21 protein-coding genes and 1 other annotated feature are annotated in these 26,141 nt (G+C 48.1%); of the genes, 18 read left to right on the top strand and 3 right to left on the bottom strand.

Annotation, left to right across the window (positions count from 1 at the left end; translation table 11 throughout):
* Positions 1-13 precede the first annotated feature (13 nt).
* The 8 genes from ACSFXN_RS07770 to ACSFXN_RS07735 all read left to right on the top strand — a co-directional run bounded on the left by ACSFXN_RS07770 (position 14) and on the right by ACSFXN_RS07735 (position 10,598).
* Positions 14-1,015 (top strand): thiamine pyrophosphate-dependent dehydrogenase E1 component subunit alpha, encoded by a 1,002-nt coding sequence (locus ACSFXN_RS07770; protein WP_301856350.1) that lies wholly within the window; start codon positions 14-16, stop codon positions 1,013-1,015.
* Positions 1,015-1,998: an alpha-ketoacid dehydrogenase subunit beta gene (locus ACSFXN_RS07765; protein ID WP_300992756.1), complete on the top strand. Its 984-nt coding sequence runs from the start codon at positions 1,015-1,017 to the stop codon at positions 1,996-1,998. Before ACSFXN_RS07770 ends, ACSFXN_RS07765 begins: the two co-directional genes overlap by 1 nt.
* Positions 1,999-2,569: 571 nt before the next feature.
* On the top strand, positions 2,570-3,916 hold the full coding sequence (locus ACSFXN_RS07760; protein ID WP_437149590.1) for a dihydrolipoamide acetyltransferase family protein: 1,347 nt from the start codon (positions 2,570-2,572) through the stop codon (positions 3,914-3,916).
* 99 nt (positions 3,917-4,015) lie between these two features.
* On the top strand, positions 4,016-5,710 hold the full coding sequence (locus tag ACSFXN_RS07755; protein ID WP_437149589.1) for a methylmalonyl-CoA mutase family protein: 1,695 nt from the start codon (positions 4,016-4,018) through the stop codon (positions 5,708-5,710).
* A 1-nt stretch (position 5,711) separates the two neighbouring features.
* On the top strand, positions 5,712-7,859 hold the full coding sequence (gene scpA / locus ACSFXN_RS07750) for a methylmalonyl-CoA mutase (RefSeq protein ID WP_437149588.1): 2,148 nt from the start codon (positions 5,712-5,714) through the stop codon (positions 7,857-7,859).
* The gene (gene meaB / locus ACSFXN_RS07745) at positions 7,859-8,926 is read left to right on the top strand and encodes a methylmalonyl Co-A mutase-associated GTPase MeaB (protein ID WP_437149587.1); all 1,068 of its coding nucleotides are present in this window, start codon (positions 7,859-7,861) and stop codon (positions 8,924-8,926) included. The genes scpA and meaB overlap by 1 nt, the downstream gene beginning before the upstream one ends.
* A 188-nt stretch (positions 8,927-9,114) precedes the next feature.
* Positions 9,115-9,555 (top strand): BrxA/BrxB family bacilliredoxin, encoded by a 441-nt coding sequence (locus ACSFXN_RS07740; RefSeq protein ID WP_437149586.1) that lies wholly within the window; start codon positions 9,115-9,117, stop codon positions 9,553-9,555.
* A 56-nt stretch (positions 9,556-9,611) separates the two neighbouring features.
* Positions 9,612-10,598, top strand: coding sequence for an aromatic acid exporter family protein (locus ACSFXN_RS07735; RefSeq protein ID WP_437149585.1), 987 nt, complete (start codon positions 9,612-9,614; stop codon positions 10,596-10,598).
* Between the two features lie 34 nt (positions 10,599-10,632).
* On the opposite strand, the gene prli42 is transcribed toward ACSFXN_RS07735, so the two are convergent.
* Positions 10,633-10,728, bottom strand: a complete 96-nt coding sequence (gene prli42, locus ACSFXN_RS07730; RefSeq protein WP_437149584.1) for a stressosome-associated protein Prli42 — start codon at positions 10,726-10,728, stop codon at positions 10,633-10,635.
* Between the two features lie 167 nt (positions 10,729-10,895).
* Here prli42 and mce point away from each other — a divergent pair, with 167 nt between their 5' ends.
* From mce to rnz, 5 genes are all read left to right on the top strand, one after another.
* A complete protein-coding gene (gene mce, locus ACSFXN_RS07725) occupies positions 10,896-11,294 on the top strand; it encodes a methylmalonyl-CoA epimerase (RefSeq protein ID WP_300992771.1) in 399 nt (132 codons plus the stop codon).
* Between the two features lie 15 nt (positions 11,295-11,309).
* Positions 11,310-12,851: an acyl-CoA carboxylase subunit beta gene (locus tag ACSFXN_RS07720; protein ID WP_437149583.1), complete on the top strand. Its 1,542-nt coding sequence runs from the start codon at positions 11,310-11,312 to the stop codon at positions 12,849-12,851.
* Between the two features lie 15 nt (positions 12,852-12,866).
* Positions 12,867-13,982, top strand: coding sequence for a M20/M25/M40 family metallo-hydrolase (locus ACSFXN_RS07715; protein ID WP_437149909.1), 1,116 nt, complete (start codon positions 12,867-12,869; stop codon positions 13,980-13,982).
* Between the two features lie 348 nt (positions 13,983-14,330).
* On the top strand, positions 14,331-15,572 hold the full coding sequence (locus ACSFXN_RS07710; protein ID WP_437149582.1) for a DNA polymerase IV: 1,242 nt from the start codon (positions 14,331-14,333) through the stop codon (positions 15,570-15,572).
* 7 nt (positions 15,573-15,579) lie between these two features.
* Positions 15,580-16,539, top strand: a complete 960-nt coding sequence (gene rnz, locus ACSFXN_RS07705) for a ribonuclease Z (protein ID WP_437149581.1) — start codon at positions 15,580-15,582, stop codon at positions 16,537-16,539.
* Positions 16,540-17,262: 723 nt separating this feature from the next.
* On the opposite strand, the gene namA is transcribed toward rnz, so the two are convergent.
* Entirely contained in the window at positions 17,263-18,279 is a 1,017-nt protein-coding gene (namA, locus tag ACSFXN_RS07700; protein WP_437149580.1) for an NADPH dehydrogenase NamA, read from the bottom strand.
* 54 nt (positions 18,280-18,333) lie between these two features.
* The gene (proC, locus tag ACSFXN_RS07695) at positions 18,334-19,470 is read right to left on the bottom strand and encodes a pyrroline-5-carboxylate reductase (RefSeq protein ID WP_437149579.1); all 1,137 of its coding nucleotides are present in this window, start codon (positions 19,468-19,470) and stop codon (positions 18,334-18,336) included.
* Positions 19,471-19,640: 170 nt separating this feature from the next.
* Positions 19,641-19,848 (bottom strand) — a binding site (T-box leader).
* Positions 19,849-19,969: 121 nt separating this feature from the next.
* Here proC and ACSFXN_RS07690 point away from each other — a divergent pair.
* The 5 genes from ACSFXN_RS07690 to ACSFXN_RS07670 all read left to right on the top strand — a co-directional run bounded on the left by ACSFXN_RS07690 (position 19,970) and on the right by ACSFXN_RS07670 (position 26,099).
* Positions 19,970-20,917: an MBL fold metallo-hydrolase gene (locus tag ACSFXN_RS07690; RefSeq protein ID WP_437149578.1), complete on the top strand. Its 948-nt coding sequence runs from the start codon at positions 19,970-19,972 to the stop codon at positions 20,915-20,917.
* Between the two features lie 117 nt (positions 20,918-21,034).
* A complete protein-coding gene (locus ACSFXN_RS07685) occupies positions 21,035-21,607 on the top strand; it encodes a DUF3221 domain-containing protein (protein ID WP_437149577.1) in 573 nt (190 codons plus the stop codon).
* Positions 21,608-21,733: 126 nt separating this feature from the next.
* Positions 21,734-22,969 (top strand): argininosuccinate synthase, encoded by a 1,236-nt coding sequence (locus ACSFXN_RS07680; protein ID WP_437149908.1) that lies wholly within the window; start codon positions 21,734-21,736, stop codon positions 22,967-22,969.
* A complete protein-coding gene (gene argH / locus ACSFXN_RS07675) occupies positions 22,966-24,339 on the top strand; it encodes an argininosuccinate lyase (protein ID WP_437149576.1) in 1,374 nt (457 codons plus the stop codon). Before ACSFXN_RS07680 ends, argH begins: the two co-directional genes overlap by 4 nt.
* 479 nt (positions 24,340-24,818) lie before the next feature.
* Entirely contained in the window at positions 24,819-26,099 is a 1,281-nt protein-coding gene (locus ACSFXN_RS07670) for a DinB/UmuC family translesion DNA polymerase (RefSeq protein WP_437149575.1), read from the top strand.
* Positions 26,100-26,141: the final 42 nt, after the last annotated feature.

Raw genomic sequence — 26,141 nt, 5'->3', positions numbered from 1 at the left:
AGGAGGAATTTCAATGGCTGCAAAACACGAAGAAGTTGGTTTATCCAATGATGATTTACTGAAAATGTATGAAACGATGTTAACGGCCCGCCGCGTCGATGAACGCATGTGGCTATTAAACCGTTCTGGAAAAATTCCGTTTGTCATTTCTTGTCAAGGACAAGAAGCAGCTCAAGTCGGAGCTGCCTTTGCACTCGATAATACAAAAGATTATATTGCACCTTATTACCGTGACCTTGGTGTGGTCCTACACTTCGGCATGACGCCGAAAGATTTAATGCTGTCGGCTTTTGCCAAAGCGGAAGATCCGAACTCCGGCGGCCGTCAGATGCCTGGACATTTTGGCCAGAAGAAAAACCGCATCTTGACCGGTTCTTCTCCGGTAACGACTCAATTGCCTCATGCAGTCGGCGTAGCGCTTGCCGGAAAAATGAAAAAACAAGACTTTATTACCTTCAACACACTTGGCGAAGGTTCGTCCAACCAAGGTGATTTCCACGAAGGCCTGAATTTCGCTGGCGTCCATAAGCTGCCGGTCATCACGATGGTGGAAAACAATAAATACGCAATTTCTGTTCCTTTTGAACGCCAAGTAGCGAGCAAAAACGTTTCGGACCGTGCCGCAAGCTACGGCATGCCGGGTGTGACGATTGACGGCAACGACCCGATTGAAGTCTACAAACATGTGAAAGAAGCGGCAGACCGCGCACGCCGCGGAGAAGGCCCGAGCTTGATTGAAACAGTTTCCGAACGAATGACGGCTCACTCATCCGACGACGACCACCGCCAGTACCGCTCAGCGGATGAACTGGCTGCCCAAAAAGAAAAAGATCCGATTCTGACATTCGGCGCTTATTTGAAAGAACACAATATCATGGACGATCAATTGGAAAAAGAAATCAATGACCGCATCATGGCAATTGTCAATGAAGCGACAGATTATGCAGAAAATGCAGCTTATGCAGAACCTGAACATGCACTGAAATACGTCTATGCTGAAGGAGGAAACGAATAATGGCAGTTATGAATTATATTGATGCCATCACGCTTGCAATGAAAGAAGAAATGGAGCGTGACGAAAACGTTTTTGTTCTCGGTGAAGATGTCGGGAAAAAAGGCGGCGTGTTTAAAGCGACGCAAGGCCTTTACGATCAATTTGGTGAAGACCGCGTGATTGATACACCACTTGCAGAATCTGCAATCGCAGGTGTCGGCATCGGGGCCGCGATGTACGGGCTTCGCCCGATTGCTGAATTCCAGTTTGCCGATTTTATCATGCCGGCAGTCAACCAGATCATTTCGGAAGCTTCGCGCATCCGTTACCGGTCGAACAACGACTGGTCTTGCCCAATCGTATTCCGCGCTCCGTTTGGCGGCGGCGTCCATGGTGCCTTGTACCATTCGCAATCCGTGGAAGCGGTCTTCGCTAACCAGCCGGGTCTTAAAATCGTCATCCCGTCAACTCCATATGACGCAAAAGGGCTTTTGAAAGCGGCCATCCGCGATGAAGATCCGGTAATGTTTTTCGAACATAAACGCGCTTACCGCTTGATCAAAGGAGAAGTGCCGGAAGAAGATTACACGATCGAAATCGGCAAAGCAGACGTGAAACGCGAAGGAGACGACATCACCGTTATCACATACGGCCTTGCTGTGCATTTCGCTCTTCAAGCGGCAGAACGCCTGGCAGAAGACGGCATCTCGGCCCATATCCTGGATCTTCGCACCATCTATCCATTAGATAAAGAAGGAATCATAGAAGCGGCCAAAAAAACCGGCAAAGTTCTTCTGGTTACCGAGGACAATAAAGAAGGAAGCATCATAGGGGAAGTAGCGGCAATCATCGCTGAAAACTGCCTGTTTGACTTAGATGCTCCGATCCGCCGCCTGGCTGGCCCGGACGTTCCGGCAATGGCCTATGCGCCGACCATGGAAAAATACTTCATGATCAATCCGGACAAAGTCGAAAAAGCCATGCGCGATTTGGCGGAATTTTAATCTAGAAAAGCGGAAGTGACCGTTAAGGTTCGACAGGCATAAGACAGACCAGCGAAGTGGCGCTTTTTGCCGCACAGCTGGGTTAGCTTATGACCCGAGAACCTGGTCGCTGCAGCTGGACAATGTGAAAAGCGGGGCGCCTGTATAGCAAAAATATTCTTTTAATATCGCTTCGAGCGCTTTGGGCAAGGCAAAAACTTGTGCTCCTGCGCAAGCTCGTCGCCAATGAGCCGAGAAGGCCATCCGTCTTATTGCTCCCCCTAGCCCGTGGACGCGCCTTCGTTGGGGGAGCTTTCTAGAAAAGAGAAAATCATTAAGATAGCTTTTTATTGGTTGTTCACTTAGATATGGAGCAAACAGCGGAGAAAACCGTACTGCTCCTGCAGTGCTGCGCACTTCGTCGCAAAGACTTAGCCTTGCAGTCTTCGGCTAATGTCTTGCCCGCGGCAAGCGTACTGTTTTGCGGAATATCGAAAGCTGGAATATATTAGTTCCATCTATACAGGAAAGAACGCACACCATTAATCCAAGAGTCTCAAACGTAAGTAAAAGCAGTTAAGGAGGAATCCCTTTGGCTATTGAAAATATTAAAATGCCTCAGCTAGGTGAAAGTGTAACTGAAGGAACCATTGAAAAATGGCTGGTTCAGCCCGGTGACCACGTCAATAAATATGATCCGTTGGCAGAAGTCAATACGGACAAAGTGACGGCTGAAGTTCCATCTTCATTTACAGGAACGATCAAGGAACTGATTGCTGCAGAAGGCGATACATTGGCTGTGGGGGAAATCGTCTGCACCATTGAAACTGAAGGCGGCGATTCGGCTCCGGCTGAAGACAACGAACCGACAGAAGCTGGAAAAGAAAACATCATGCCGGCAGAAGATACGGAAGTGACCAAAGGACTGAAAGGTGAAAAAGGTTCTTCGCAGCCTGTTCGCCCGGAAGGTTCAAAAGCCCGTTATTCACCGGCCGTTTTGCGTCTTGCGCAAGACAATGACATCGACTTGACTCAAGTCCAAGGCACGGGCAATGAAGGCCGCATCACCCGCAAAGATTTGCTGGCTTTAATTGAAGGCGGCAACATCCCGAAAGCGGAAGATGCAAAAGCGGCGGCGCCACAGCAGACACCGGCAGCACCTCAAACTCAAGTTCAAGCGCAACCGTCTCAGCCAGTACAACCGGCAGCGAAATCGGCACCGATTGAAAGTGCACCGGGAGATATCGAAATTCCGGTTACCGGCGTGCGCCGGGCAATTGCGGCTAATATGCTGAAGAGCAAGCATGAAGCACCGCACGCCTGGATGATGATTGAAGTGGACGTGACGGATCTGGTTTCGTACCGCGATTCCATTAAAGGCGAGTTCAAGAAAAAAGAAGGATTCAATATCACGTATTTCGCGTTCTTCGTGAAAGCTGTTTCCCAAGCCTTGAAAGAATTCCCGATGATGAACTCGATGTGGGCGGGAGACAAAATCATCCAGAAAAAAGATATCAACATTTCCATTGCGGTCGCTTCCGACAATGCGTTATTCGTTCCGGTCATCCGGAACTCGGATGAGAAGTCGGTTAAAGGCATTGGCAGAGACATCAACGATCTGGCATTGAAAGCGCGCAACGGCAAATTGGGTTCTGCTGATATGCAAGGCGGAACGTTCACTGTCAACAACACAGGGTCGTTCGGCTCTATCCAGTCGATGGGCATCATCAACCATCCGCAAGCGGCCATCCTGCAAGTCGAGTCGATCGTCAAGCGCCCAGTGATTATGGGCAACGGCATGATTGCAGCACGCGATATGGTCAACTTGTGCTTATCGCTCGACCACCGTGTGCTCGATGGACTTGTCTGTGGCCAATTCCTTGGTCGCGTCAAAGCGATTCTTGAGAACATGAACAAAGACAATACGTCTGTTTACTGATCAAAAGCTTGAAGTCTTTGGACTTCAAGCTTTTTTTGCTTTAATGTCTGTGGCTACTCGGGTAAAATGAAGAGAGATATCCTTTGAGGAGGGAATAGTTTGACAATCGAATCGATGAAACAGACAAATTTTTCCGAACGTACATACGAAGATTGGCGGGAAGCGGCTGAAAAAACTTTAAAAGGCAAGCCATTCGAAAAAACGCTCAAAACGCCTACAATTGAAGGACTTACACTAGAACCCCTGTATACGAAAGAAATGCTAGAGCGGTTAGACTCATTTGTCCGTTCGCAGACCATAGCCGTCCAAAATGGCAAAAGGCTTCCAGGATGGTTTGTGGCGCAAGAAACCCATGCTGAAACAGCAGCCGGCTACTTGGCCGCCATGAAAAAAGATTTAAAGCGCGGCAATGAAATGGTTGTCTATACCAGCAATCAGAATTTGTCTTGGTCCGATGAAGAGTTGAAAAGCCTGGCGGAATTGATTGTCCACTATCCTTTATATTTCCGGTTGAGTTCTGATGACAATGGCATTCTTCGGGTTTTTGACTTTATTGAAGAAGAACAGCTTGCGCATGTCCAAGGCGTCATTTACTCGGAAGCTCCAGCAGCTGCACCCCAAAACGTCCGGACTCAATTGGTCGATACGATTCCGGTCCACAATGCGGGCGGCACCATTGTCCATGAGCTTGGAGTGGCATTAAGTATTTTAGCTGAAACATTCAGCAAGCATGAATTCCAAACAAAAGCGGCTGATATTTGGGTCCGTTTTGCAGTGGATACACAGTTCTTCCAGGAAATCGCAAAACTTCGTGCATTCCGCGTGCTTTGGAACGCTTTTTGTTCAGCCTACGGTGAAACGGCGCCCATCCTTCCTGTTTTCACTGAAACTTCGGTTCGATCTTATTCGAAATTAGACCCTTACGTCAATTTACTGCGGGCAGGCAACGCCACTTTTTCAGCAGTGCTTGGCGGAACCAACGCCCATACGGTGCATCCCCATGATTTTTTAACCGTTCCGGATGAACAAAGCAGCCGGATTGCCCGCAATGTCCAATTGGTGATTAAAGAAGAAACGCATGTATCACACGTACTTGATGCTGCAGCAGGTTCTTATTTTATCGAAACTTTAACAAAAGAATTTGTGGATGCCGCATGGAGTTACTTTTTGGAGATTGAAGAAGCTGGAGGCTATTCGGAAGTTATTAAATCCGGCTGGCTGGCGGATGACATTCAAGCGAAATGGGTAGAACGGAAAGAAAAAGTCGCGACACGCGAGCATTCTTTGATTGGCACCAATATTTACGCTAATCCACAAGAGTCTATAAAAGAAGGCAAAGTGGATGACAGCCACCTCGTCTACATGACGGCTAAACGTTTGGCCGCTCCTTTTGAAAAGTTAAGAGCCCAAAGCAAAATAAAGACATTGAAAACAGCGGTATTACATCTGGGGCCGTTGAAAACGGTGAAAAGCCAATCGGATTTTGTCCAAGGCTTTTTGGCGGTTGGCGGCATCGAGCCTTTGCTTAGCCCGGCTTTAACGTCTGCACAAGACGTTAACCAATACTTGGCTGACCATGCGATTGATTATGCCGTATTATGCGGGCCGAAAGAAAAACTGGATGAAGTGATCCTGGAATTGAAGACCACAGCCGTAATAGATGTTGCTGGCAGATACAGTAAAGACGAAATGAACCGGTGGGCACCAAACGGTGTGGCAGATGCCATTTTTGCCGGAAAGCACATCATCTCAAAACTCGAGAAAATTCTGAGTCTTGGAAAGGAGGCCATCTGATATGGGCAAGCCTGATTTCACGAAAGTGGATTTAGAGCAATTGAAGATCAAGCAGAACGGTGCAATCCACGAAGAGGTTTTCGAAACAAATGAAGGCATTGCGGTAAAGCCGGCTTATTCGGAACAAGATATTGCATCCGAGCAGGAAAGTTATCCAGGTTTCGCTCCGAATATCCGTGGCCCGTATCCGACGATGTACGTATCGCGCCCATGGACGGTCCGCCAATATGCCGGTTTCTCTACAGCGGAAGAAAGCAATGCATTTTACCGCCGGAACCTGGCAATGGGCCAAAAAGGCTTGTCGGTCGCTTTTGACTTGGCTACCCACCGGGGATATGATTCCGATCATCCGCGTGTCACAGGAGATGTCGGAAAAGCGGGAGTGGCGATTGACAGCGTCGAGGACATGAAGATTCTTTTTAATGGCATCCCGCTTGACCAAATGTCGGTTTCCATGACGATGAACGGCGCGGTCGTACCAATCATGGCGTTCTTTATCGTGGCGGCAGAAGAACAAGGCGTTTCGCCGGAGCAATTGGCAGGCACGATTCAAAACGACATCTTAAAAGAATATATGGTGAGAAATACGTATATCTATCCGCCGGCGATGTCGATGCAGATCATTGCGGATATTTTCAAATTCACGTCGACAAAAATGCCGAAATTCAACTCGATTTCCATATCGGGTTACCATATCCAAGAAGCGGGAGCTACAGCTGATATTGAACTCGCTTATACGTTGGCGGATGGACTGGAATATGTCCGTACAGGCCTTGCAGCTGGCATTGATATCGATTCCTTTGCACCGCGGCTGTCGTTTTTCTGGGGCATCGGCATGAATTACTTTATGGAAATCGCGAAAATGCGGGCTGCGCGGGAAATCTGGGCGAAAATGATGAAATCATTTGATCCGAAAAACGATAAATCCTTGGCTCTCCGCACGCATTCGCAGACGTCCGGCTGGAGCTTGACTGAACAAGATCCATTTAATAACGTCACACGCACTTTAATCGAAGCAAATGCGGCTGCAATGGGCCATACGCAATCGCTTCATACCAACGCATTGGATGAAGCGATTGCCTTGCCAACTGATTTTTCGGCGCGGATTGCCCGCAATACGCAATTGTTCCTGCAGGAAGAAACGGGAATGACCAAAGTCATTGATCCATGGGGCGGCTCGTATTATGTGGAATCGCTGACCAGCGAATTGACGGAGAAAGCATGGCAATTGATTGAAGAAGTGGAAGAGCTCGGCGGCATGGCGAAAGCAATCGAGACAGGCCTTCCTAAAATGCGCATTGAAGAAGCTGCGGCTAAAAAACAAGCGCAAATCGATTCGAACGAAGAAGTCATTATCGGCGTCAACCGGTACCGCCTTGATGAAGAAGATCCGATTGACATTTTGAATATCGACAATACCTTGGTCCGCAAAACACAAATTGAGCGCATCGAACGCATGAAAGCGTCTCGCGACAATGACAAAGTGCAGCAAGCACTCGCGAAACTGACGGCTGCCGCGAAAACCGGCGATGACAACATTCTGGAATGTGCCGTTGAGGCAGCGCGCTTCCGGGCGACGCTTGGTGAAATTTCCGATGCGATTGAAGAAGCTTCCGGCCGGCATAAAGCGGTGATCCGTTCCGTAAGTGGAATCTACAGCGCCAATTTCTCAAATCAGCAGGAAATTGAAATTGTAAAAGAAATGACGGAAGATTTTATTGAAAATGAAGGGCGCCGACCGCGCATCCTGATTGCGAAAATGGGGCAGGACGGCCATGACCGCGGAGCCAAAGTCATTGCGACGGCGTTCGCCGACCTGGGCTTTGATGTGGATATCGGTCCTTTGTTCCAGACGCCTGCCGAGACAGCGCAGCAAGCGGTGGAAAATGATGTTCATGTCATCGGTGTCAGCTCATTGGCAGCCGGACATATGACGCTCGTGCCGGACCTATGGGCAGAGCTGAAGAAAATCGGGCGGGAAGACATATTGATCGTCGTCGGCGGCGTGATACCGGCACAGGATTATGAATTCCTGAGAAATAACGGAGCCAGCGCTATTTTTGGCCCGGGAACCGTCATCCCGGTAGCGGCGCAAAAAGTCATCGAAGAGATATATGCACGCCTCGGATATGAGGAAGTGGCTGACTGATGGACCGCGAAATGGAATCACGTCGGGTGATGGAAGGCGTGAAAGCAGCCCATGACGGTATGCAAGCGGCGCCGAGGAAAAAATTCAGAAAACCGCAGACTAAAGCTTTTGACTATGAAGAATTAGCTGAAGGGGTCCGGAGTGGTTCGCGTCTGCATTTAGGAAAAGCGATTACGTTACTTGAAAGTTCGAACCCGGACCATAAACAGCATGGGCAGGAACTGTTGAACCGTTTGCTTCCTTTTACCGGGAACTCCATCCGGATTGGCATTACCGGAGTTCCGGGCGCTGGGAAAAGCACGTTTATCGAGACTTTCGGTGAAATGCTCACGGATCTTGGCCACCGGGTGGCCGTGCTGGCAATCGATCCAAGTTCATCGATCACAGGCGGCAGCATCCTGGGCGACAAAACCCGCATGGAAAGCCTGGCCCGCAATCCGAAAGCCTTTATCCGGCCGTCGCCGACTGCGGGTACGCTTGGCGGCGTCCACAAGAAAACACGTGAAACGATGCTGCTTTGTGAAGCGGCGGGCTACGACGTCATCCTTGTGGAAACGGTCGGAGTCGGCCAAAGTGAAACATTGGTGCGCGGCATGGTCGACCTGTTCTTGCTGCTTGTTCTTACAGGAGCCGGAGATGAACTGCAAGGCATGAAAAAAGGGATACTGGAACTGGCGGATGCCATTGTCGTCCATAAAGCGGACATCCATAACACCGATTTGGCCAAAAAGACGGTGCGGGAATACAAGCAGATCCTGCATTTTCTTCAGCAAGCCACAGAAGGCTGGAAAACACAAGCATTGCCTGCTTCATCGCTTGAACATACGGGCATTTCGGAAATCTGGGCAATGGTGAAGGACTTTGAAGACACCGTCAAGAAAAGCGGCTATTGGAAAATCCGCCGCCAGAACCAAACCAAAGACTGGTTCCGTTCGATGATCACCGATGAATTGCTGAGCCGCTTTTTTGATGACCAGGCCCGTCGGGAAAAAGTGAAGATGCTGGAACAGAAAGTACTGCAGGACGACTTGACTGTATCGCAGGCGATTTCGGATTTATTCGAGTAAGCTTTTTTGCAAGTCTTTTCAACTCCTGATATGATAAAGAGAAACTACAACCATTGGGGATAATGCCCCGATAGTTGTTAGCTGAACCAACCGGACTTTTACGGACAGTGGCTTCCCGCTTGAAGAAGAGGGAATCTTACTGACCGTTAAAGTGGGACAAATGAAGGAATCGATAAGGAGTGGTAGAAATGGCAATGGATTTTAATTTTCTTATGAATGATATCGCAAACCAAGCCCGCAAGGAAATGGTTGATGCAGGATATACTGAACTCAAAACACCTGAAGAAGTCACTGAAGTTTTTGCCCAGCCCGGCACCAGCCTGGTTATGGTCAACTCGGTTTGCGGTTGTGCAGGCGGCATCGCCCGTCCGGCAGCATTGCATTCTGTCCATTACGACAAACGCCCGGACCGTTTTTTGACTGTATTCGCAGGGCAGGACAAAGAAGCGACTGCGCAAGCACGCGAAATTTTTGGTGAAGACCATCTTCCTTCTTCTCCGTCATTCGTTCTTTTGAAAGACGGGAAAATGGTTGATGAAATTGGCAGACACGAAATCGAAGGCCATGACCCGATGTCTGTAATTACGCATATCCAGGAATTGTTTGAAGAGCATTGCAAAGAGATTTAAGCTGAATGCCCCTCAAAAAGGGGCATTTTTTTATGTTGTAAAAAAAGGAGCAGAATATGAAACTGAAAAGATTTTCAATCGGCTACCGGACAATGAAAACAGCAGCAGGTGTGGCAATTGCAATTTCTTTGGCGCAATTTTTTCAATTGGATTATTATGTCTCGGCCGGCATCTTGACGATTTTATGCATTCAGCCGACAAAAAAGAAATCGATCCGCGCCGCATTCTCCCGGTTGGTTGCCAGTTTGATCGGGATCGGCTATGCCTTTGTGTTTCTTGAAGGCATAGCCTATCACCCGGCCGTTATTGGCATCATGATCTTGCTTTTCATTCCGGTCCTGGTTTCTTTAAGATTTTCAGACGGATTTGTGTCCAGTTCGGTCATTTTGCTGCATATCTATGACTCCAAAAACTTGACGCTGGATCTTTTTCTGAATGAATTGTCGTTGATGGCTGTCGGCTTCGGTACTGCATTAGCGGTCAATATGTATATGCCGAGCATCGAACGGAAATTGAACGCGTACCGCTACGAAATTGAATCGCTGTATTCGTCTATTTTCCAGGAAATTGTAATCTTTCTGCGGCAAGGCGATTCAGCTTGGACGGGGAAAGAATTGACCGAAAGCGCCGAACTGCTGAAAAAAGCGAAGGCGCTGGCGTATCAGGACGTTGAAAACCATGTCACCCGGCTTGAAAACAAGTATTACCATTATTTCGATATGAGAGAGCAGCAGCTGGAAATCATCGAACGCATTCTGCCTCAAATTACGGCGCTACCCGTAATTGTCGGCCATTCCCATTTAGTGGCGGATTTTCTGGAAGATTTGGCGCTCCATGTCCATTCGGGCAATACGGCATACCGTTACATCAGCAAATTGCAAGCGGTCAAAGACGACTTTGCCACGATGCCCTTGCCGAATACCCATGAAAAGTTTTTGGCCATGGCAGCACTTTATCAAGTCATTCAGGAAATGGAAGATTATTTGGAGATCAAGTCTTCCTATAAAGGATTCACCAACAAAAAGACAGCGGAAATCAATTGATTTCCGCTGTCTTTTCTATGTTTTATTCTTTTTATTAGATAACGAAGCTGAGTCCCATCATTAAACTGGACAAAAGCATGATGCCGACCATGGCATAAACGACAACTTTACGGAATGCACTATTACTCATGGATATACGACTCCTTTATTTTCAATTGGACATAATGAGATAATAACATAAACAGAAGGGAATTTGAAGTCCCGTGTCCCATCGTTTTCCAAATATTCAAGTAGAACTAGAGTTTTTACAGTCTAATGGGTACAATAAAAGAGAACTTATAAAAGGAAGTGAAAAGAATGAAAAAAGTCGACCATATTGGAATTGCAGTCCGGAATTTGAATGAGGTACTGCCTTATTACACCGATACACTTGGCTGCCCGTTGCTGAAAATTGAAGACGTAGAGTCCCAGAAAGTGCGGGTAGCATTTATTGATGCCGGCAACATCAAATTGGAATTGCTTGAACCGTTGGATGACACAAGTGCAGTGGCCAAGTTTATCGAAAAACGCGGAGAAGGCATTCACCACATCGCTTTTGGCGTGGAGGATATTGAACAGCGCATGGCCGAACTGCGTGAAAACGGTGTCAAATTATTGAGCGAGCATGCAAATCCGGGAGCTGGCGGCGCAATGGTTGCCTTTTTGCATCCTAAATCTTCAAATGGGGTATTATACGAGCTTTGCGAAAAGCAATGATTGAGGAGTGGAGAAATGGATATTTACGAAAGAATCAATGAGTTATATGACCGCAGACGCGAAATTGAACTCGGCGGCGGGGAAGAACGCATCAGAAAACAGCATGAAAAAGGCAAACTGACTGCCCGCGAACGCATCGAGCTGTTAGTGGACGAAGGTTCTTTTGTGGAACTGAGCTCTTTCGTGGAACACCGGACGACGGATTTTGGAATGGCAAACGGACCTGGTGAAGGGGTAGTCACAGGGTACGGAAAAGTGGGTGGCCGTCCGATTTATCTGTTTTCACAGGATTTCACTGTTTTTGGCGGGGCGCTGGGTGAAATGCATGCCAAAAAAATCGCCAATGTCATGGATTTGGCAGCAAAGAACGGGGCGCCTTTTATCGGCTTGAACGATTCAGGCGGCGCCCGCATCCAGGAAGGCGTTTTGTCGCTTGATGGCTATGGCCATATTTTCTACCGGAACTCCATATATTCAGGCGTGATTCCGCAGATTTCCGTGATCATGGGGCCATCAGCAGGAGGCGCCGTTTATTCACCGGCCATTACCGATTTTGTGTTCATGGTCGATAAAACAAGCCAGATGTTCATCACCGGACCGAAAGTCATTGAAACAGTGACAGGAGAGAAGATTTCTTCTGAAGACCTTGGCGGCTCGAAAGTACATACAGCAATCAGCGGAAATGCGCATTTCCGCTCGGATTCCGAACAAGAAGTGCTGCAGATGGTGCGAAAATTGATCAGTTATCTGCCACAGAACAACCAGGAAATGCCGCCACGCCTTGAAGCGGATGCAGCAGACGATTACCGTCCGGACTTGGCAGACGTCGTGCCGTACGAAGCGATTCGCCCGTACGATGTCCGGGCTGTTGTCAATCAAGTGGTCGATGATGGCAGTTTCATGGAAGTCCAGCCGGAATTTGCCCGCAATATTGTCATTGGCTTGGCGCGCATCAAAGGTGAAACGGTCGGCCTTGTCTGCAACCAGCCAAAAGTGATGGCTGGCGGACTCGATATCGACTCTTCCGATAAAGCAGCCCGCTTTATCCGTTTCTGCGATTCCTTTAACATCCCATTAATCACCTTTGAAGATGTCACCGGCTTTTTCCCTGGCATCAAACAAGAACATGGCGGAATCATCCGGCATGGCGCAAAAATCCTGTATGCTTATTCAGAAGCGACGGTGCCGAAAATGACAGTGATATTGCGCAAAGCATACGGCGGTGCCTATGTGGCGCTCAATTCCAAATCGATTGGCGCAGATCTGGTGTTTTCATGGCCAAATGCTGAAATCGCCGTTATGGGTCCACAAGGAGCAGCTAATATCATCTTTGCGCGTGAAATTGACGCAAGTGACAACCCGGAAGAAACGCGGGCGGCAAAAATTGAGGAATATCGCGAGAAATTCGCCAACCCTTATGTGGCAGCGGCACGCGGAATGGTGGATGACGTTATCGATCCGCGGGAAACACGCATTAAACTGATTCAGGCCTTGGAAATGATGCGCCATAAAAAAGAGACGCGCCCAGCTAAAAAACATGGCAATATGCCTTTATAAAGAGAGGTACGAATGATGAAGAAAGACCGATTATTGAATGAGTTTCTTGAATTGGTGCAAATCGATTCAGAAACGAAAAACGAAGCGAAAATTGCCGAAGTGCTGAAACAGAAATTGGAAGACCTCGGCTTTTATGTGAGAGAAGACAATTCCTCTTTCCGTAACGGCCATGGTGCCAATAACTTGATTGCCACATTGCGGGGAGCCGCAATTGCAGCTTCACCGATTTATTTTACTGTGCACATGGACACGGTAACCCCTGGAAAAGGCGTTAAGCCCGAAATCCGGGACGGCTATGTGTATTCAGACGGCACTACCATCTTGGGGGCGGACGACAAGGCGGGAATTGCCGCTTTGTTCGAGATGGTCCGTTCGGTTCAGGAACAGGAAATTGAGCATGGCGATATCCAATTGGTGATTACAGCCGGAGAAGAAAGCGGCTTAGCTGGAGCTAAAGAACTGGATGCTTCTTTATTGTTCGCGGAATACGGCTATGCCGTAGACAGCGATGGCAAAGTGGGCGGAATCGTCACGACTGCTCCTTACCAGGCGAAGTTATGGACGACGATTTATGGCAAGACAGCCCATGCCGGAGTAGCTCCTGAAAAAGGCGTTTCAGCGATCACGATTGCGGCCAAAGCCATTGCGAAAATGTCGCTGGGACGCATTGATAAAGAAACGACAGCCAATATCGGCCGTTTTGAAGGGGGCCAGGCGACCAATATTGTGTGCGACGAAGTCCACATCTTATCGGAAGCCCGGTCTATCCAGGAAGATAAATTGGCTTCTCAAACAGCGCATATGGAAACGGTATTTGAAGAAGTCGCGGAACGCATGGGCGGCAATGCCGTAACTGAAGTGAAGCTGATGTATCCAGGTTTCCATTTCAATGAAAATGAAAAAGTTGTGAAAATTGCCAAGCAAGCGGCAGCCAATATCGGCCTTGTTGCGCCTGTCTTAACAAGCGGAGGCGGAAGCGACGCCAATATCTTCAATGGCTTTGGCATTCCGACCGTCAATTTAAGTGTCGGCTATGAAGATATCCACACGAAAAAAGAACGCATGCCAATCGAGGAATTGGAGAAATTGACCGAAATGCTGGTTGAAATTGTGAAAGAGTCAGCTGTTTAATATAAAAGAAAAGACTGCAGGCATAGTCGGTTTTTCCGATAGTGCCTGCAGTTTTTTTCTGTTTAAAGGCAATAAAAATGAGGAAGATTTCGGCCGGTTTCTATTCGGATTTTTCGGCCGGAATCGTATTTTCTCTTTTGCTGGTCATATTTTGTCTCTTGTGAGTCGTATTTCTGCAACAACTGGTCGTATTTTCAGCGTTGCTGGTCGTATTTCAAAAATTGCGGAAGAACAAGCCGGTTTTGTAAGAAAAAGAGAAGAGCAGCACCACATATCCAGCATGTTCCTGGGAGGCAGCCACGCTTTTCGTATGGTAAACTGAAAGAAAAAGAAAGTGAAGCGATCCAGATGGCAGGCCGAGTGATTTTCCACATTGATATGAATAGTTTTTATGCTTCGGTGGAGCAGTCGCATGACCCGACTTTGAAAGGCAAAGCGATCGCAATTGCCGGCAATCCGAAAGAGCGGCGCGGCATTATTGTGACTTGTTCTTATGAGGCGCGGGCACATGGCATTTATACGACGATGCAAGTGCATGAAGCCAAACGGAAATATCCGGAATTGATTCTTTTGCCGCCGAATTTCGAGCGCTACCGGGCTGCCTCAAAAGCGATGTTCGACATTCTGCGTTCTTATACGGACCTTGTGGAACCGGTATCGATCGATGAAGGCTACGTTGATGTGACGGAACTGGCTAAAGATCGGCATGCGCTGGAGCTGGCGGAAGAAATCCAGCAGCGCATGAAATCAGAACTTGATCTGCCTTGTTCACTTGGCATTGCACCGAATAAATTTTTGGCAAAAACAGCCTCCGATATGAAAAAGCCGATGGGCATCACGATTTTGCGGAAGCGCGACATCCAGGAAAAGCTCTGGCCGCTGCCGGTTATCGAAATGCATGGCATCGGAGAAAGCACTGCAGAAAAACTAAAGCGTCTGTCGATTGCCACGATCGGAGATTTAGCGGCAGCCAATACCGGCCTCATCAAAGAAAAGATGGGCAAGAATGGCTTGCGCCTTCAGAACCGGGCAAACGGCATTGATGACCGGATCGTGGATCCCGATTCGATTTACGATACGAAAAGCGTCGGGACTTCGACAACATTGCCGGTGGATGAAACCGATGAAGAAAACTTAAAGGCGATTTTCCGGAAACTGAGTGAAAAAGTGGCCAACCGGCTCGAAGCGAAAGAGCTGGCGGGTCCTACTGTCAGCATTCAGACCCGAAGCTCGGAGTGGCAAAACCGCACCCGCAGCATTACGCTGAGAAACACCGTATGGAAACGCGACGACATCTTCCGAAATGCATGGCAATTGTTCACAAAGCATTGGAATGGAGAGCCTCTCCGCCTTGTCGGCGTAACGGTATCGAATGTGGCTAAGAAAGGCGAGATGACGGAACAGCTGTCCATCTTTAATTTCCAGGAGCACGCTAAAGAAGAACCAATTCTGAATCTGATGTCCAAACTTGAAACGAAATTCGGCAAAAGCGTCATCATTCGGGGGACGCGCTCCCAAAAAACGACTTCTGAATCAGAAACCAGTTTCAGCAAAGATTTTTTGGATGACCATGATCACGACAGAAAGTAGGGAGTTTATGCAGCTATTATTTCTCGGAACAGGAGCGGGTATGCCGTCAAAGCACCGGAATTCCAGTTCTCTCGCTCTAAAATTGCTTGAGGAACGCGGAACTTTTTGGCTGTTTGACTGCGGGGAAGCGACACAGCATCAAATGTTACATACGACTTTAAAACCGCGTAAAATTGAAAAAGTCTTTATTACCCATTTACATGGAGACCATATTTTCGGCTTGCCGGGTCTGCTGGGCTCGCGTTCCTTTCAAGGTGGAGAAGAACCGCTTGACATATACGGTCCGACAGGCATTAAGGAACTTGTAGAAACGTTCCTGCGCCTCAGCCGGACGCATTTGACATATAAGATCATTTTTCATGAAGAACTGGATGGCATTATTTTTGAAGATGAAACGATGGTGGTGAAAGCGGCGCTTCTTGACCACGTCATCCCTTCATATGGATTCCGGATTGCCCAAAAACCGCTGCAGCCAAAATTGAATATCGAAAAAGCTACGGAATACGGAGTCCCTAAAGGCCCGTTGCTTGCAAAGCTGAAAGCAGGAGAGGACGTGGTTCTGGAAAATGGGCAAATCGTCAAAAGCATCGATGTGACAGAACCTGCACATCCCGGATTTGTTGTCTCCATTCTCGGCGATACCCGTTTCTGCAAAGCGGCCATTGAGTTAAGCCGAGATGCAGATATTGTGGTGCACGAAGCGACATTTGATGCGGAGACGAAAAAGATGGCAAGAGGTTATGGCCACTCCACCATTTACGATGCTGCCAAAACGGCCAGCCTCGCTGGAGCGAAAGCGTTGATCGCCAATCATATCAGCTCGAGGTTCCTGCCGGATGATGACAAAATACTGACTGAGCAGGTCCGCGGCATACACCCGAATGTTTTTATCGCACGGGATTTCGCAGAATACGAATGGCATCAGCATAACCAAGAAGTAAGGAAGAAAATAGAAAGCCGTCGCTAAGCGATGGCTTTTTTTGTATTTTTCAAGTTTATTGAGGAAATAATAGAACATATGTTCTTTTTATGATAAAATAAAGATACAGCTGCATGAGGACGGTTTGGCCATTCCCGCAGAAAGGGGGTGGTGACATGACTCTTTCAGAATCCTTTGCTCTCGTCTTCACGAGCATCGGGGTAACGATCAGTGCAGTGACTTTGGTCGTTTACATGATTTTGGCCATGAACGAAAAAAAATAACCGTCCCTTGTGGTAGAGGAATGACGGTTATTTTCAAAGCCTAGTTTTCCAGCCAACCGCTCACGCGCGGCATGCAGCTGGCCGAGTGCTTCGGCATTCGGTTTTTTTTTGCGTTAATTTCAGTATACTAAATTTGAAAAGATTTTCAAACATCTAAAGAGGGCAAGCCGTTTTCCATTCCTGCTGTACCCGGATTACGCATCATGTATTAAACTTTTCTAAAAGAAAAAAGGAAAATAAAAGAAAATATATAATTAATAGAACGCACGTTCTGTTTATGGTACTATAATAGTACAGTTGCAGGCGGGAACTTGGCTATAAACAAAGAAAACAACCGTCCCTTGTGGTAGAGGAATGACGGTTGTTTTCAAAGCCAAGAATTCCAGCCAACCGCCCTTGGTGCGGCACGCAGCTGGCCGAATGCTCCGGCATTCGGTTTTTTTACGTTACTTTCAGTATACTAAATTTCGAGCATTTTGCAACTGCCTTATATCCAGCCGCGCTCATATGGCACGGGTGCTTCAATGCCAACGCCCAGCTCTTTCGCTGCCGTATAGGCCCAGTAAGGGTCGCGCAGCAATTCACGGGCTAAGAAAATCATATCTGCCCGTTCATTTTGTAAAATTTCTTCCGCATGGAGTGCGTGTGTGATTAAACCGACAGCGCCTGTTGCGATGGGTGTTCCATGTTTGATGGTTTCTGAAAACGGCACCTGATAGCCCGGATATGAGGGAATCGTTGCCGGAACCACAGCTCCGGAGCTGACATCAATTAAATCTACGCCTTGCTGTTTCATCCATTGCGCCATTTCCACGTATTGGTCCGGCGTCATGCCGCCTTCTGCATAGTCTTTGGCTGAAATGCGGACAAACAACGGCCCATCCCATACTTCATTGACGGCATCAATGACTCGGCGCAGGATGCGATAACGGTTTTCTGAAGAGCCGCCGTAGTCATCACTGCGTTTATTGGTCAAGGGGGATAGGAATTGGTTGATTAAATAGCCATGGGCAGCATGCAATTCAATCAAGTCAAAACCGGCTTTTTTCGCACGCATTGCGCCGTCTTTAAATGCCTGTACCGTTTCTTCGATTTCTTCAAGCGTCATCGCCTGGGGTGTCTGGTATTTTTCATTAAAGGCAATGGCACTGGGGGCCTGGATCGGCACTTCCAAATTCGCTTTACGGCCGGCATGTGCCAGCTGGATGCCAGTTTTGGCGCTGTGCTGTTTTATCATCCGGACAATTTCAGCGAGGCCTTCGATATGGCCGTCTTCCCAAATCCCTAAATCTCTCGTGGAAATGCGGCCTTGGGGCTGTACAGCCGTCGCTTCCACAATAATCAGGCCCACTTGGCCGACCGCGCGTGTCGGATAGTGCACACGGTGCCAGTCGGTCACTTTTCCGTCTTCTTGATCGCTTTGGTACATGCACATAGGTGCCATGACGATGCGGTTTTTGAATGTTGTATTTTTGAAGGTAATGGGTTCAAACAATTTAGCCATAAACAAGTTCCCTCCCGAATCTTCGCGATTTGTAGCTTATTATATCAGAAGGTCTTATTCAAATTCTCTTCCAAGGGCTTGCGAACGGCTGGCTGCTTGGTTAATGCATTCCCCGATAATTTCTTTAAAATTGTTTTCTTCCAATGAAGCAATACCGGCTGCAGTTGTGCCGTTCGGGCTTGTCACTTTTTTTCGCAGTTCGGCGAATTCGGCATGCTGCAGCATTTCAGAGGCTCCGGAAAACGTCTGGCGGACCAGTTTTTTCGAATCCTCAAGCGACAATCCGTTGGCCACACCTGCTTCGGTCATCGCTTCTGCGAAATAGTAGATGAAAGCCGGCCCGCTGCCTGCGACAGCAGTGACTGCATCCAGCTGCGGCTCTTCTACGACAGTAACGCCGCCAATTGACGACAGCAAATCTCTTAACTCATATTGCTGCTCAAGCGTCACTTGGTCGCTCCATGCTACGCCCGTTGCCGATTTACCGATTTTAGCGGATGTGTTCGGCATCGCGCGGGCAATAGGCAGATTGCCGACGTATTTCTGGATGGTACGGATAGGGACCCCCGCCACGACCGATAAAATGACCGTGTCTGGAGACAAGTCGTCTTGAATTCCGCAAAGTGCAGCTTTCACATCTTTCGGTTTCATGGCGAGCAAAGCGAAATCAGCGTTTTTTAAATCTGTCTTTTCTTTCTGGACAATCTTGACTCCGTACTCATCACGCAAAAACTCCAGGCGATCGATATCGGATTTATTCATCACGGAAATATCGCTTGGTTTCAATATGTGTTTATTGATCCAGCCATGGATCATGGATTCTGCCATGGAACCTGCTCCGATACATACGATATTCATGCTTTCCACTTCCTTTTCTTCTATGTAAACTAACTTGGTTTTGGATACCAGCGCCGAGTTTTTCGAAGAGGTAGACCTGTCGGAGCTGAGCGGCCGCTTCCGCTTTTCACATTGTCCAGCTCCGGCGCCCAGCCCCTCGAGGTCGCTTCGGACTTCCCGATAATGGCAAAGACCGCCATTCCCAAAAACCCCTCCAGCGCTTGTCGGGGCTATATAGGCGCTGCGCTTTTCATTGTCCAGCTGCAGCGGCCAGATTCTCGGGTCATAAGCCACTCCGGTGTCTAGTTCAGTGCCTAGCTCTTCGGGACATAAGCCAACCCAGCTGTGTGGCAAAAAGCGCCACTTCGCTGGTCTGTCTTATGCCTGTCAGAGCTGGGCAGGCACTTCCACTTTTCGAGACTGTGCGGCTGAAAACACGCCGCTTCGCCGGATCGTCTTATGCCGGTCGAATCTTAACGGCCGCTTTCGCTTTTCCACAAAAAAAGCGCATTCGTCCCTGCTTTTGCAAGGACGAAAACGCTTGGTTTCCGCGGTACCACCTAAATTTGCCGACTGGCGGCACTTCTCGAGATCCTTAACGCGGATAGACGGCCTTGTTTTCACAGGCAGCTCAAAAGCAGGTTCGAGAAGGGAGAGGGGATGCGCGTTTCAGCTGGAGCGCACTCTCTTGGCACCATCACCTTCTGTACTGGTCTTTTTCTTCGCTCGTATATGTATCTGAATTATAGAGGTAGTTCCAATTGTTTGTCAAATGGTCTTTGCCGCGTGACGAAATCAGCTTTTATCGGTATGATATATGAATAGCTATTCAGTTTCTAAGGGAGATGGGAAAATGAGTTTACATAAAATTATTATTCCGACGCCTTTTGCAGTCGGCGACGTTAATTCATACTTACTTAAAGGCGATATGCTGACATTGATTGATGCCGGACCAAAAACACCGGAAGCCTGGCTGGCGCTAAAAGCCGGTTTAAAGGCTGCGAATGTGGAGCCGAAAGATGTGGAGCAAGTAGTGCTGACGCATCACCATCCGGATCATGCCGGCTGGGTGGATGGTTTTGACAATGCTAAATTGTTCGGACATCCGTACAACGACTTATGGCTGCGGCGCGACCAGGCATTCCTTGACTACCATGATGCCTTTTATCTGGACCGCCTGAAAGAAGAAGGTGTGCCGGAAGAACTGTGGTTCTGGGTCAAAAAAATGAAACGGCCATTGAACCTGATGGGCAACCGGCCTCTCGATATGGCAATCAATGAAGGCGACGCATTGCCGGGGCATCCAGGCTGGCACGCGCTCGAAACACTTGGCCATGCCCAAAGCCATTTATCTTATTGGAATCCGGAAAGCGGGGAAATGATCGGAGGAGATCATGTCATCGCAAAAGTGTCCTCGAATCCTTTGATCGAGCCGCCGCTCCACCGGGAAGACGGCCGGCCGAAATCATTGCTTCAATATAATGCATCACTTGAGCGGTTATTGAAAATGCCGATTGGAGTCGTCTATAGCGGCCACGGGGAAGAAGTTCGGAATGTTCATGAACTGGTTGCTGTAAGGCTTGAAAAGCAGCATCAGCGTGCATTGAAAGTGCTGGATATGCTGGAAAATAAAGAGAAGACCGTATACAGCTTGACGAAAGAATTGTTTCCGTATGCCTATGAAAAAGAGCTGGGGCTGACCTTGTCAGAAACAATCGGCCAAATCGATTACTTGCTGGAAGACGGATTGATTACGGAACGCATGGACGGCGAAGGTGTTTTCCATTACTTAAAAGCTTAATGGCGGCAGCCGGTTTTTTATTGCACCGAAGGCAGCCAGCGGTTAAAATAAACCTGTTGGACTTTTCAAAAAAATGAATGGCGCCACGATGATTAAACCGAAAAGGAATGGGTTATTTTGAAGAAATTGAGTCTATTGATGGCAAGCCTGCTGTTTTTAGCAGCGTGTTCCAATGATCAAGCAGCTGAGCCTGTGGAAGAACCGAAAAAGCAGGATGCAGCAGTTGAAGAGCAAGACGCAGCAGCCGGAGAACAGCAAGAACTGTCGGAAGAAGGGTTCATCACGCAAGTGACAGCGAACCAGATCCTCGTTAACAATATTTATTTCACAATTCCAAAAGATGCCAAAGTGTCCTTTAAAAACGGCACTGATACCTCAGACGGCGCGGTTGGGGATATCCGTACCGGCATGAAAGTCAGCGTGGATTATACAGGGCCGGTAAAAGAAACTTTCCCGATGGAAGCCGACGCGCAAACCGTGTCGATTTTAAATGACAAAGAATCAGCTGAGCAATCCGAAGCGCTTCTTGCTTACATCGAAGGCGAGCAATTGTCGAGTTTGGTCATTCTTGGCCAGCCGATTGTCCGGGACAATGAAATCGGATTTTTATTCAATAACATGATTGATGGGGAAATGACTGAAGTGCGTGTCAATTTAGATACACATGAATATACAGTAGGTGGAGAGTGAAAGCAGCGGCTGCTGCTTTTTCTTTTTGTAAATTTGTAAATTAATTCACTTGCACTTATAAATATCCCGTGTTATTATGTGTATATTGACAGCACATAACTGCATAAAAATACATTGGAGGTTTTCATATTGAATAAAAAAATCGTTCTTGCATACTCAGGTGGATTAGATACATCGGTGGCCATTCCGTGGCTGAAAGGACAAGGCTACGACGTCGTCGCTGTATGCCTGGATATCGGAGAAGGAAAAGATTTAGACTTCATTAAACAAAAAGCGCTTCAAGTTGGAGCGGTGGAAAGCTACATGATCGACGCAAGAGAAGAGTTTGCCAATGAATACGCATTAGTATCGCTTCAAGCACATACATTATATGAAGGCAAATATCCGCTTGTATCGGCATTGTCCCGTCCGCTTATTTCCAAAAAACTGGTTGAGATTGCTGAAGAAACAGGTTCTACAGCGGTTGCTCACGGCTGTACAGGAAAAGGCAACGACCAAGTGCGTTTTGAAGTTTCGATTAAATCATTGAACCCTGACCTTGAAGTCGTAGCGCCGGTCCGTGCATGGGCTTGGTCGCGTGATGAAGAAATTGCTTATGCAAAAGAAAACAATGTTCCGATTCCGGTTAATCTGGACAGCCCGTTCTCTATCGACCAAAACCTTTGGGGCCGCGCCAACGAATGTGGCGTTCTGGAAGATCCATGGGCAGCGCCGCCGGAAGAAGCTTACGACATTACGACGCCTTTAGAGAATACACCAAATACTCCGGATATCGTTGAAATCGAATTTGTGAATGGCGTCCCGACGCAATTAAACGGCGTATCTTATACATTTGCCAAATTGATTTTGGAATTGAATGAAATTGCCGGAAAACACGGCGTCGGAAGAATCGACCACGTGGAAAATCGTTTGGTCGGCATCAAATCCCGTGAAATCTATGAAGCTCCAGCTGCCATGACGTTAATTGCAGCTCACAAAGAGCTGGAAGACATTACACTTGTTAAGGAAATGGCGCATTTCAAACCGGTCATTGAAAAGAAATTGACGGAATTGATTTATGAAGGCCTTTGGTTCTCGCCGCTTCGTGTAGCATTGCAAGCGTTCCTGAAAGAAACGCAAGTTTATGTCAACGGCACAGTGCGCGTTAAATTGTTCAAAGGGCATGCCATCATCGAAGGGCGTAAATCACCAAACTCTCTATATAACGAGCAATTGGCGACTTATTCTACAGATGACACTTTCAACCATGCATCGGCTGTCGGCTTTATCGAGTTATGGGGCCTTCCAACAGTCGTCAACTCAATGGTCAACAAAAAAGAAGTCGTTGTTCCTGAAAACGTGAAAGTAGGCGTTCAATCATGACCAAACTGTGGGGCGGCCGTTTTCAGAAATCGGCCGAACAGTGGGTCGATGAGTTTGGAGCTTCCATTTCTTTCGACCAGAAACTGGTCCTGGAAGATCTGGAAGGCAGCACAGCACATGTCAAAATGCTGGGAGCTTGCCAGATTCTTTCAGAAGAAGACACAGCTCTTATCTTATCGGGGCTCCAAACGCTGAAAGAAAAAGCGCAAGCCGGCGATTTGGAATTCAGCGTTTCGAACGAAGACATCCACTTAAACTTGGAAAAGCATTTAATCGATGAAATCGGCCCGGTCGGCGGCAAACTCCATACAGCGAGAAGCCGCAATGACCAAGTGGCAACCGATATGCATCTTTATTTAAAAAACCGGGTCAAAGAAATAATAGAAGCAGTCACTGCGTTCCAGTCGGCCATTGTCGAACAGGCGGAAGCCCATATAGAAACCGTGGTGCCAGGCTATACCCATTTGCAGCGCGCACAGCCGATTTCATTCGGCCATCATTTATTGACGTATTTCTGGATGCTTGAGCGTGATAAAGAACGGTTGTCGGAATCGCTGAAACGCATCGACTTGTCGCCGCTTGGTGCCGGGGCGATGTCCGGAACGACTTTCCCGATTGACCGTGAGTTGTCCGCCAGCTTCCTCGGCTTTTCCGGCGTTTACCAAAACAGCCTGGACGCCGTCAGTGACCGCGACTTTATCGTTGAATTTCTTAGCAACGCTTCAATGCTGATGATGCATATGTCACGTTTTGCTGAAGAAATCATTCTTTGGTCAAGTGAAGAATTCCGCTTTATCGAACTCGACGATGCATTCTCAACCGGCTCGAGTATTATGCCGCAAAAGAAAAACCCGGATATGGCCGAATTGATCCGCGGCAAGACCGGCCGCGTCTATGGCAACCTTTTCGGATTGCTCACCACGCTGAAAGGTCTGCCGCTTGCCTACAATAAAGATATGCAAGAAGACAAAGAAGGCATGTTTGATACAGTTCATACATTGATGGGATCCTTGCCGATTTTTGAAGGCATGGTCCGTACGATGACAGTCCGCACTGATTCTATGGAAAAAGCTGTGCATTCGGACTTTTCGAATGCTACAGAACTCGCCGATTACTTGGCAGCAAAAGGCATGCCATTCCGTGAAGCGCATGACGTGACCGGAAAACTGGTGTTCACTTGCATCCAGCGCGGTTATTTCTTGAAAGACTTGCCGCTGTCCGATTTGCAGGATGCCAGTCCCTTGATTGGCGAAGACATCTACGAGACCTTGAAGCCGAAAACTGCGGTAATGCGCAGAAACTCGCTCGGGGGCACTGGATTTGATCAAGTACAGCATCAACTGGGACTTGCCAAGCAACTCATCGGGTAAAAGTCCAATCATATAAGCCAGTTGCGCTTGGTACCCGCATCTGGCCGCTGAAAGCCGATTTTCCTCTCCCCAAAGGAAAATCGGCTTTTACTATGGCAATTTTTGTGCTTGGCAAAAGGCAGATGCCTAAGCCTAAGAAATCTTTTCTGATAGAGCTAAGGTTTCCTTCATTTCAATTGCCGATTTTTTGGATAAAGCTGATTTCCTGCCTGGCTATGAGGAAATCAGTTTTTTTATGCTGAATTTTAAGCTGAGTTGATAGTTAAGCCTGGTTTCCACCGAAATACTTTCCTTGCGGATGCAAATACTTTCCTTCCGAGCACAAATACTTTCCTTTCCAGCCAGAATACTTTCTTTTCACCTAGCAGGGCAACCGCCGAAATATTTGGCAATGGTTTAATGGCAACAGAAAACGGTTATTGATTAAGAACGAGTGTTCGTATATGCTTATAAAAGAAGAAAAAAGGAGGTGGAAAGTCATGTATGAGGAATTGGAAGCACGGCCTATCATCTGCCTTGACATGCGCAGTTTCTATGCCAGTTGTGCTGCAATCGACCTTGGCCTCGATCCGCTGACGGCTTGCATTGCCGTCATCGGCAATCAGGAGCGGCGCGGCAGCGTAGTGCTGGCGGCATCACCGGTGCTGAAAAAGGATTTCGGGGTCAGGACTGGCACCCGGCTGTTTGAGATTCCAGATGATCCACGGATCCAGAAAATTGAACCGAAAATGGGCTTCTTTCTGAAAGTATCGATGGAAATTACGCGATTGTTGAAGGAATACGTACCGGCTGAAGCCATCCATGTCTATAGCGTCGATGAAAGTTTTGTCGACTTGAGCGGCACCGGGAAATTATGGGGGGCACCCGAAGAACTTATTGGGCGCATTCAAGACGACATCATCCGGCAATTTTGCCTGCCTTCCGCCATCGGCATGGGTCCGAATATGCTGCTGGCAAAACTGGCACTCGATTTGGAAGCGAAGAAGGCAGGGTTTGCAAAATGGACATATGAAGATGTGCCGAAGAAATTATGGCCGGTCACGCCGCTCAGCAAAATGTGGGGCATCGGTTCACGGCTGGAGGCCACTTTGAACGGCATGGGGATTTTTTCAGTCGGCGACTTGGCGCATTGCGAACTTGTGCAGCTGGAAGAAAGTTTCGGCATTCTCGGCAATCAGCTTTACCACCATGCTTGGGGCATCGATTTGTCGGAACTCGGTGCGCCGCTTGTGGAAGGGCAAGTCAGTTACGGCAAAGGGCAGATCCTTTACCGGGATTACACGACGACCAAGGATATTTCGGCGGTACTGCTGGAAATGACGGAAGATGTCGCCAGGCGTGCACGCACAGCTGGAAAAGCGGGGCGCACGGTTTCGCTGTCGGTCGGCTACAGCAAAAAAGCGTTCGGCGGAGGGTTTCATCGCTCGCGGACCATCGATGAAGCGACAAACGATACATTGAAAATCTATGCCGTGTGCAAAGCGCTGCTGTCGGAGTTCTATGATGGGCGGCCGGCCAGAAGGCTTGCCATCACGCTGACGAAGCTGGAAGATGAAACATCGATGCAATTGAGTTTGTTTGAACAGCGGAAATGGCAGAACCGGAAATTAGGGGAAGCGATGGACCAGTTGCGGGCAAAATATGGTCCGACTGCGGTACTGCGCGCCGTTTCCTATACAGAAGCCGGCACGGCGCTGGAACGGGCGAATTTAATCGGCGGCCATAAAGCGGATGGCAGCATTGAGGAACCGGAAGACTGATGGCCCGTGAACCATAAAAGCCCAATTGAAAACCTAGCTCTC

It is taken from the genome of Planococcus sp. 1R117A (assembly GCF_051417975.1).
Classification (GTDB): Bacteria; Bacillota; Bacilli; order Bacillales_A; family Planococcaceae; genus Planococcus; species Planococcus shenhongbingii.
This window is presented reverse-complemented; position numbering and strand designations above follow the sequence as displayed.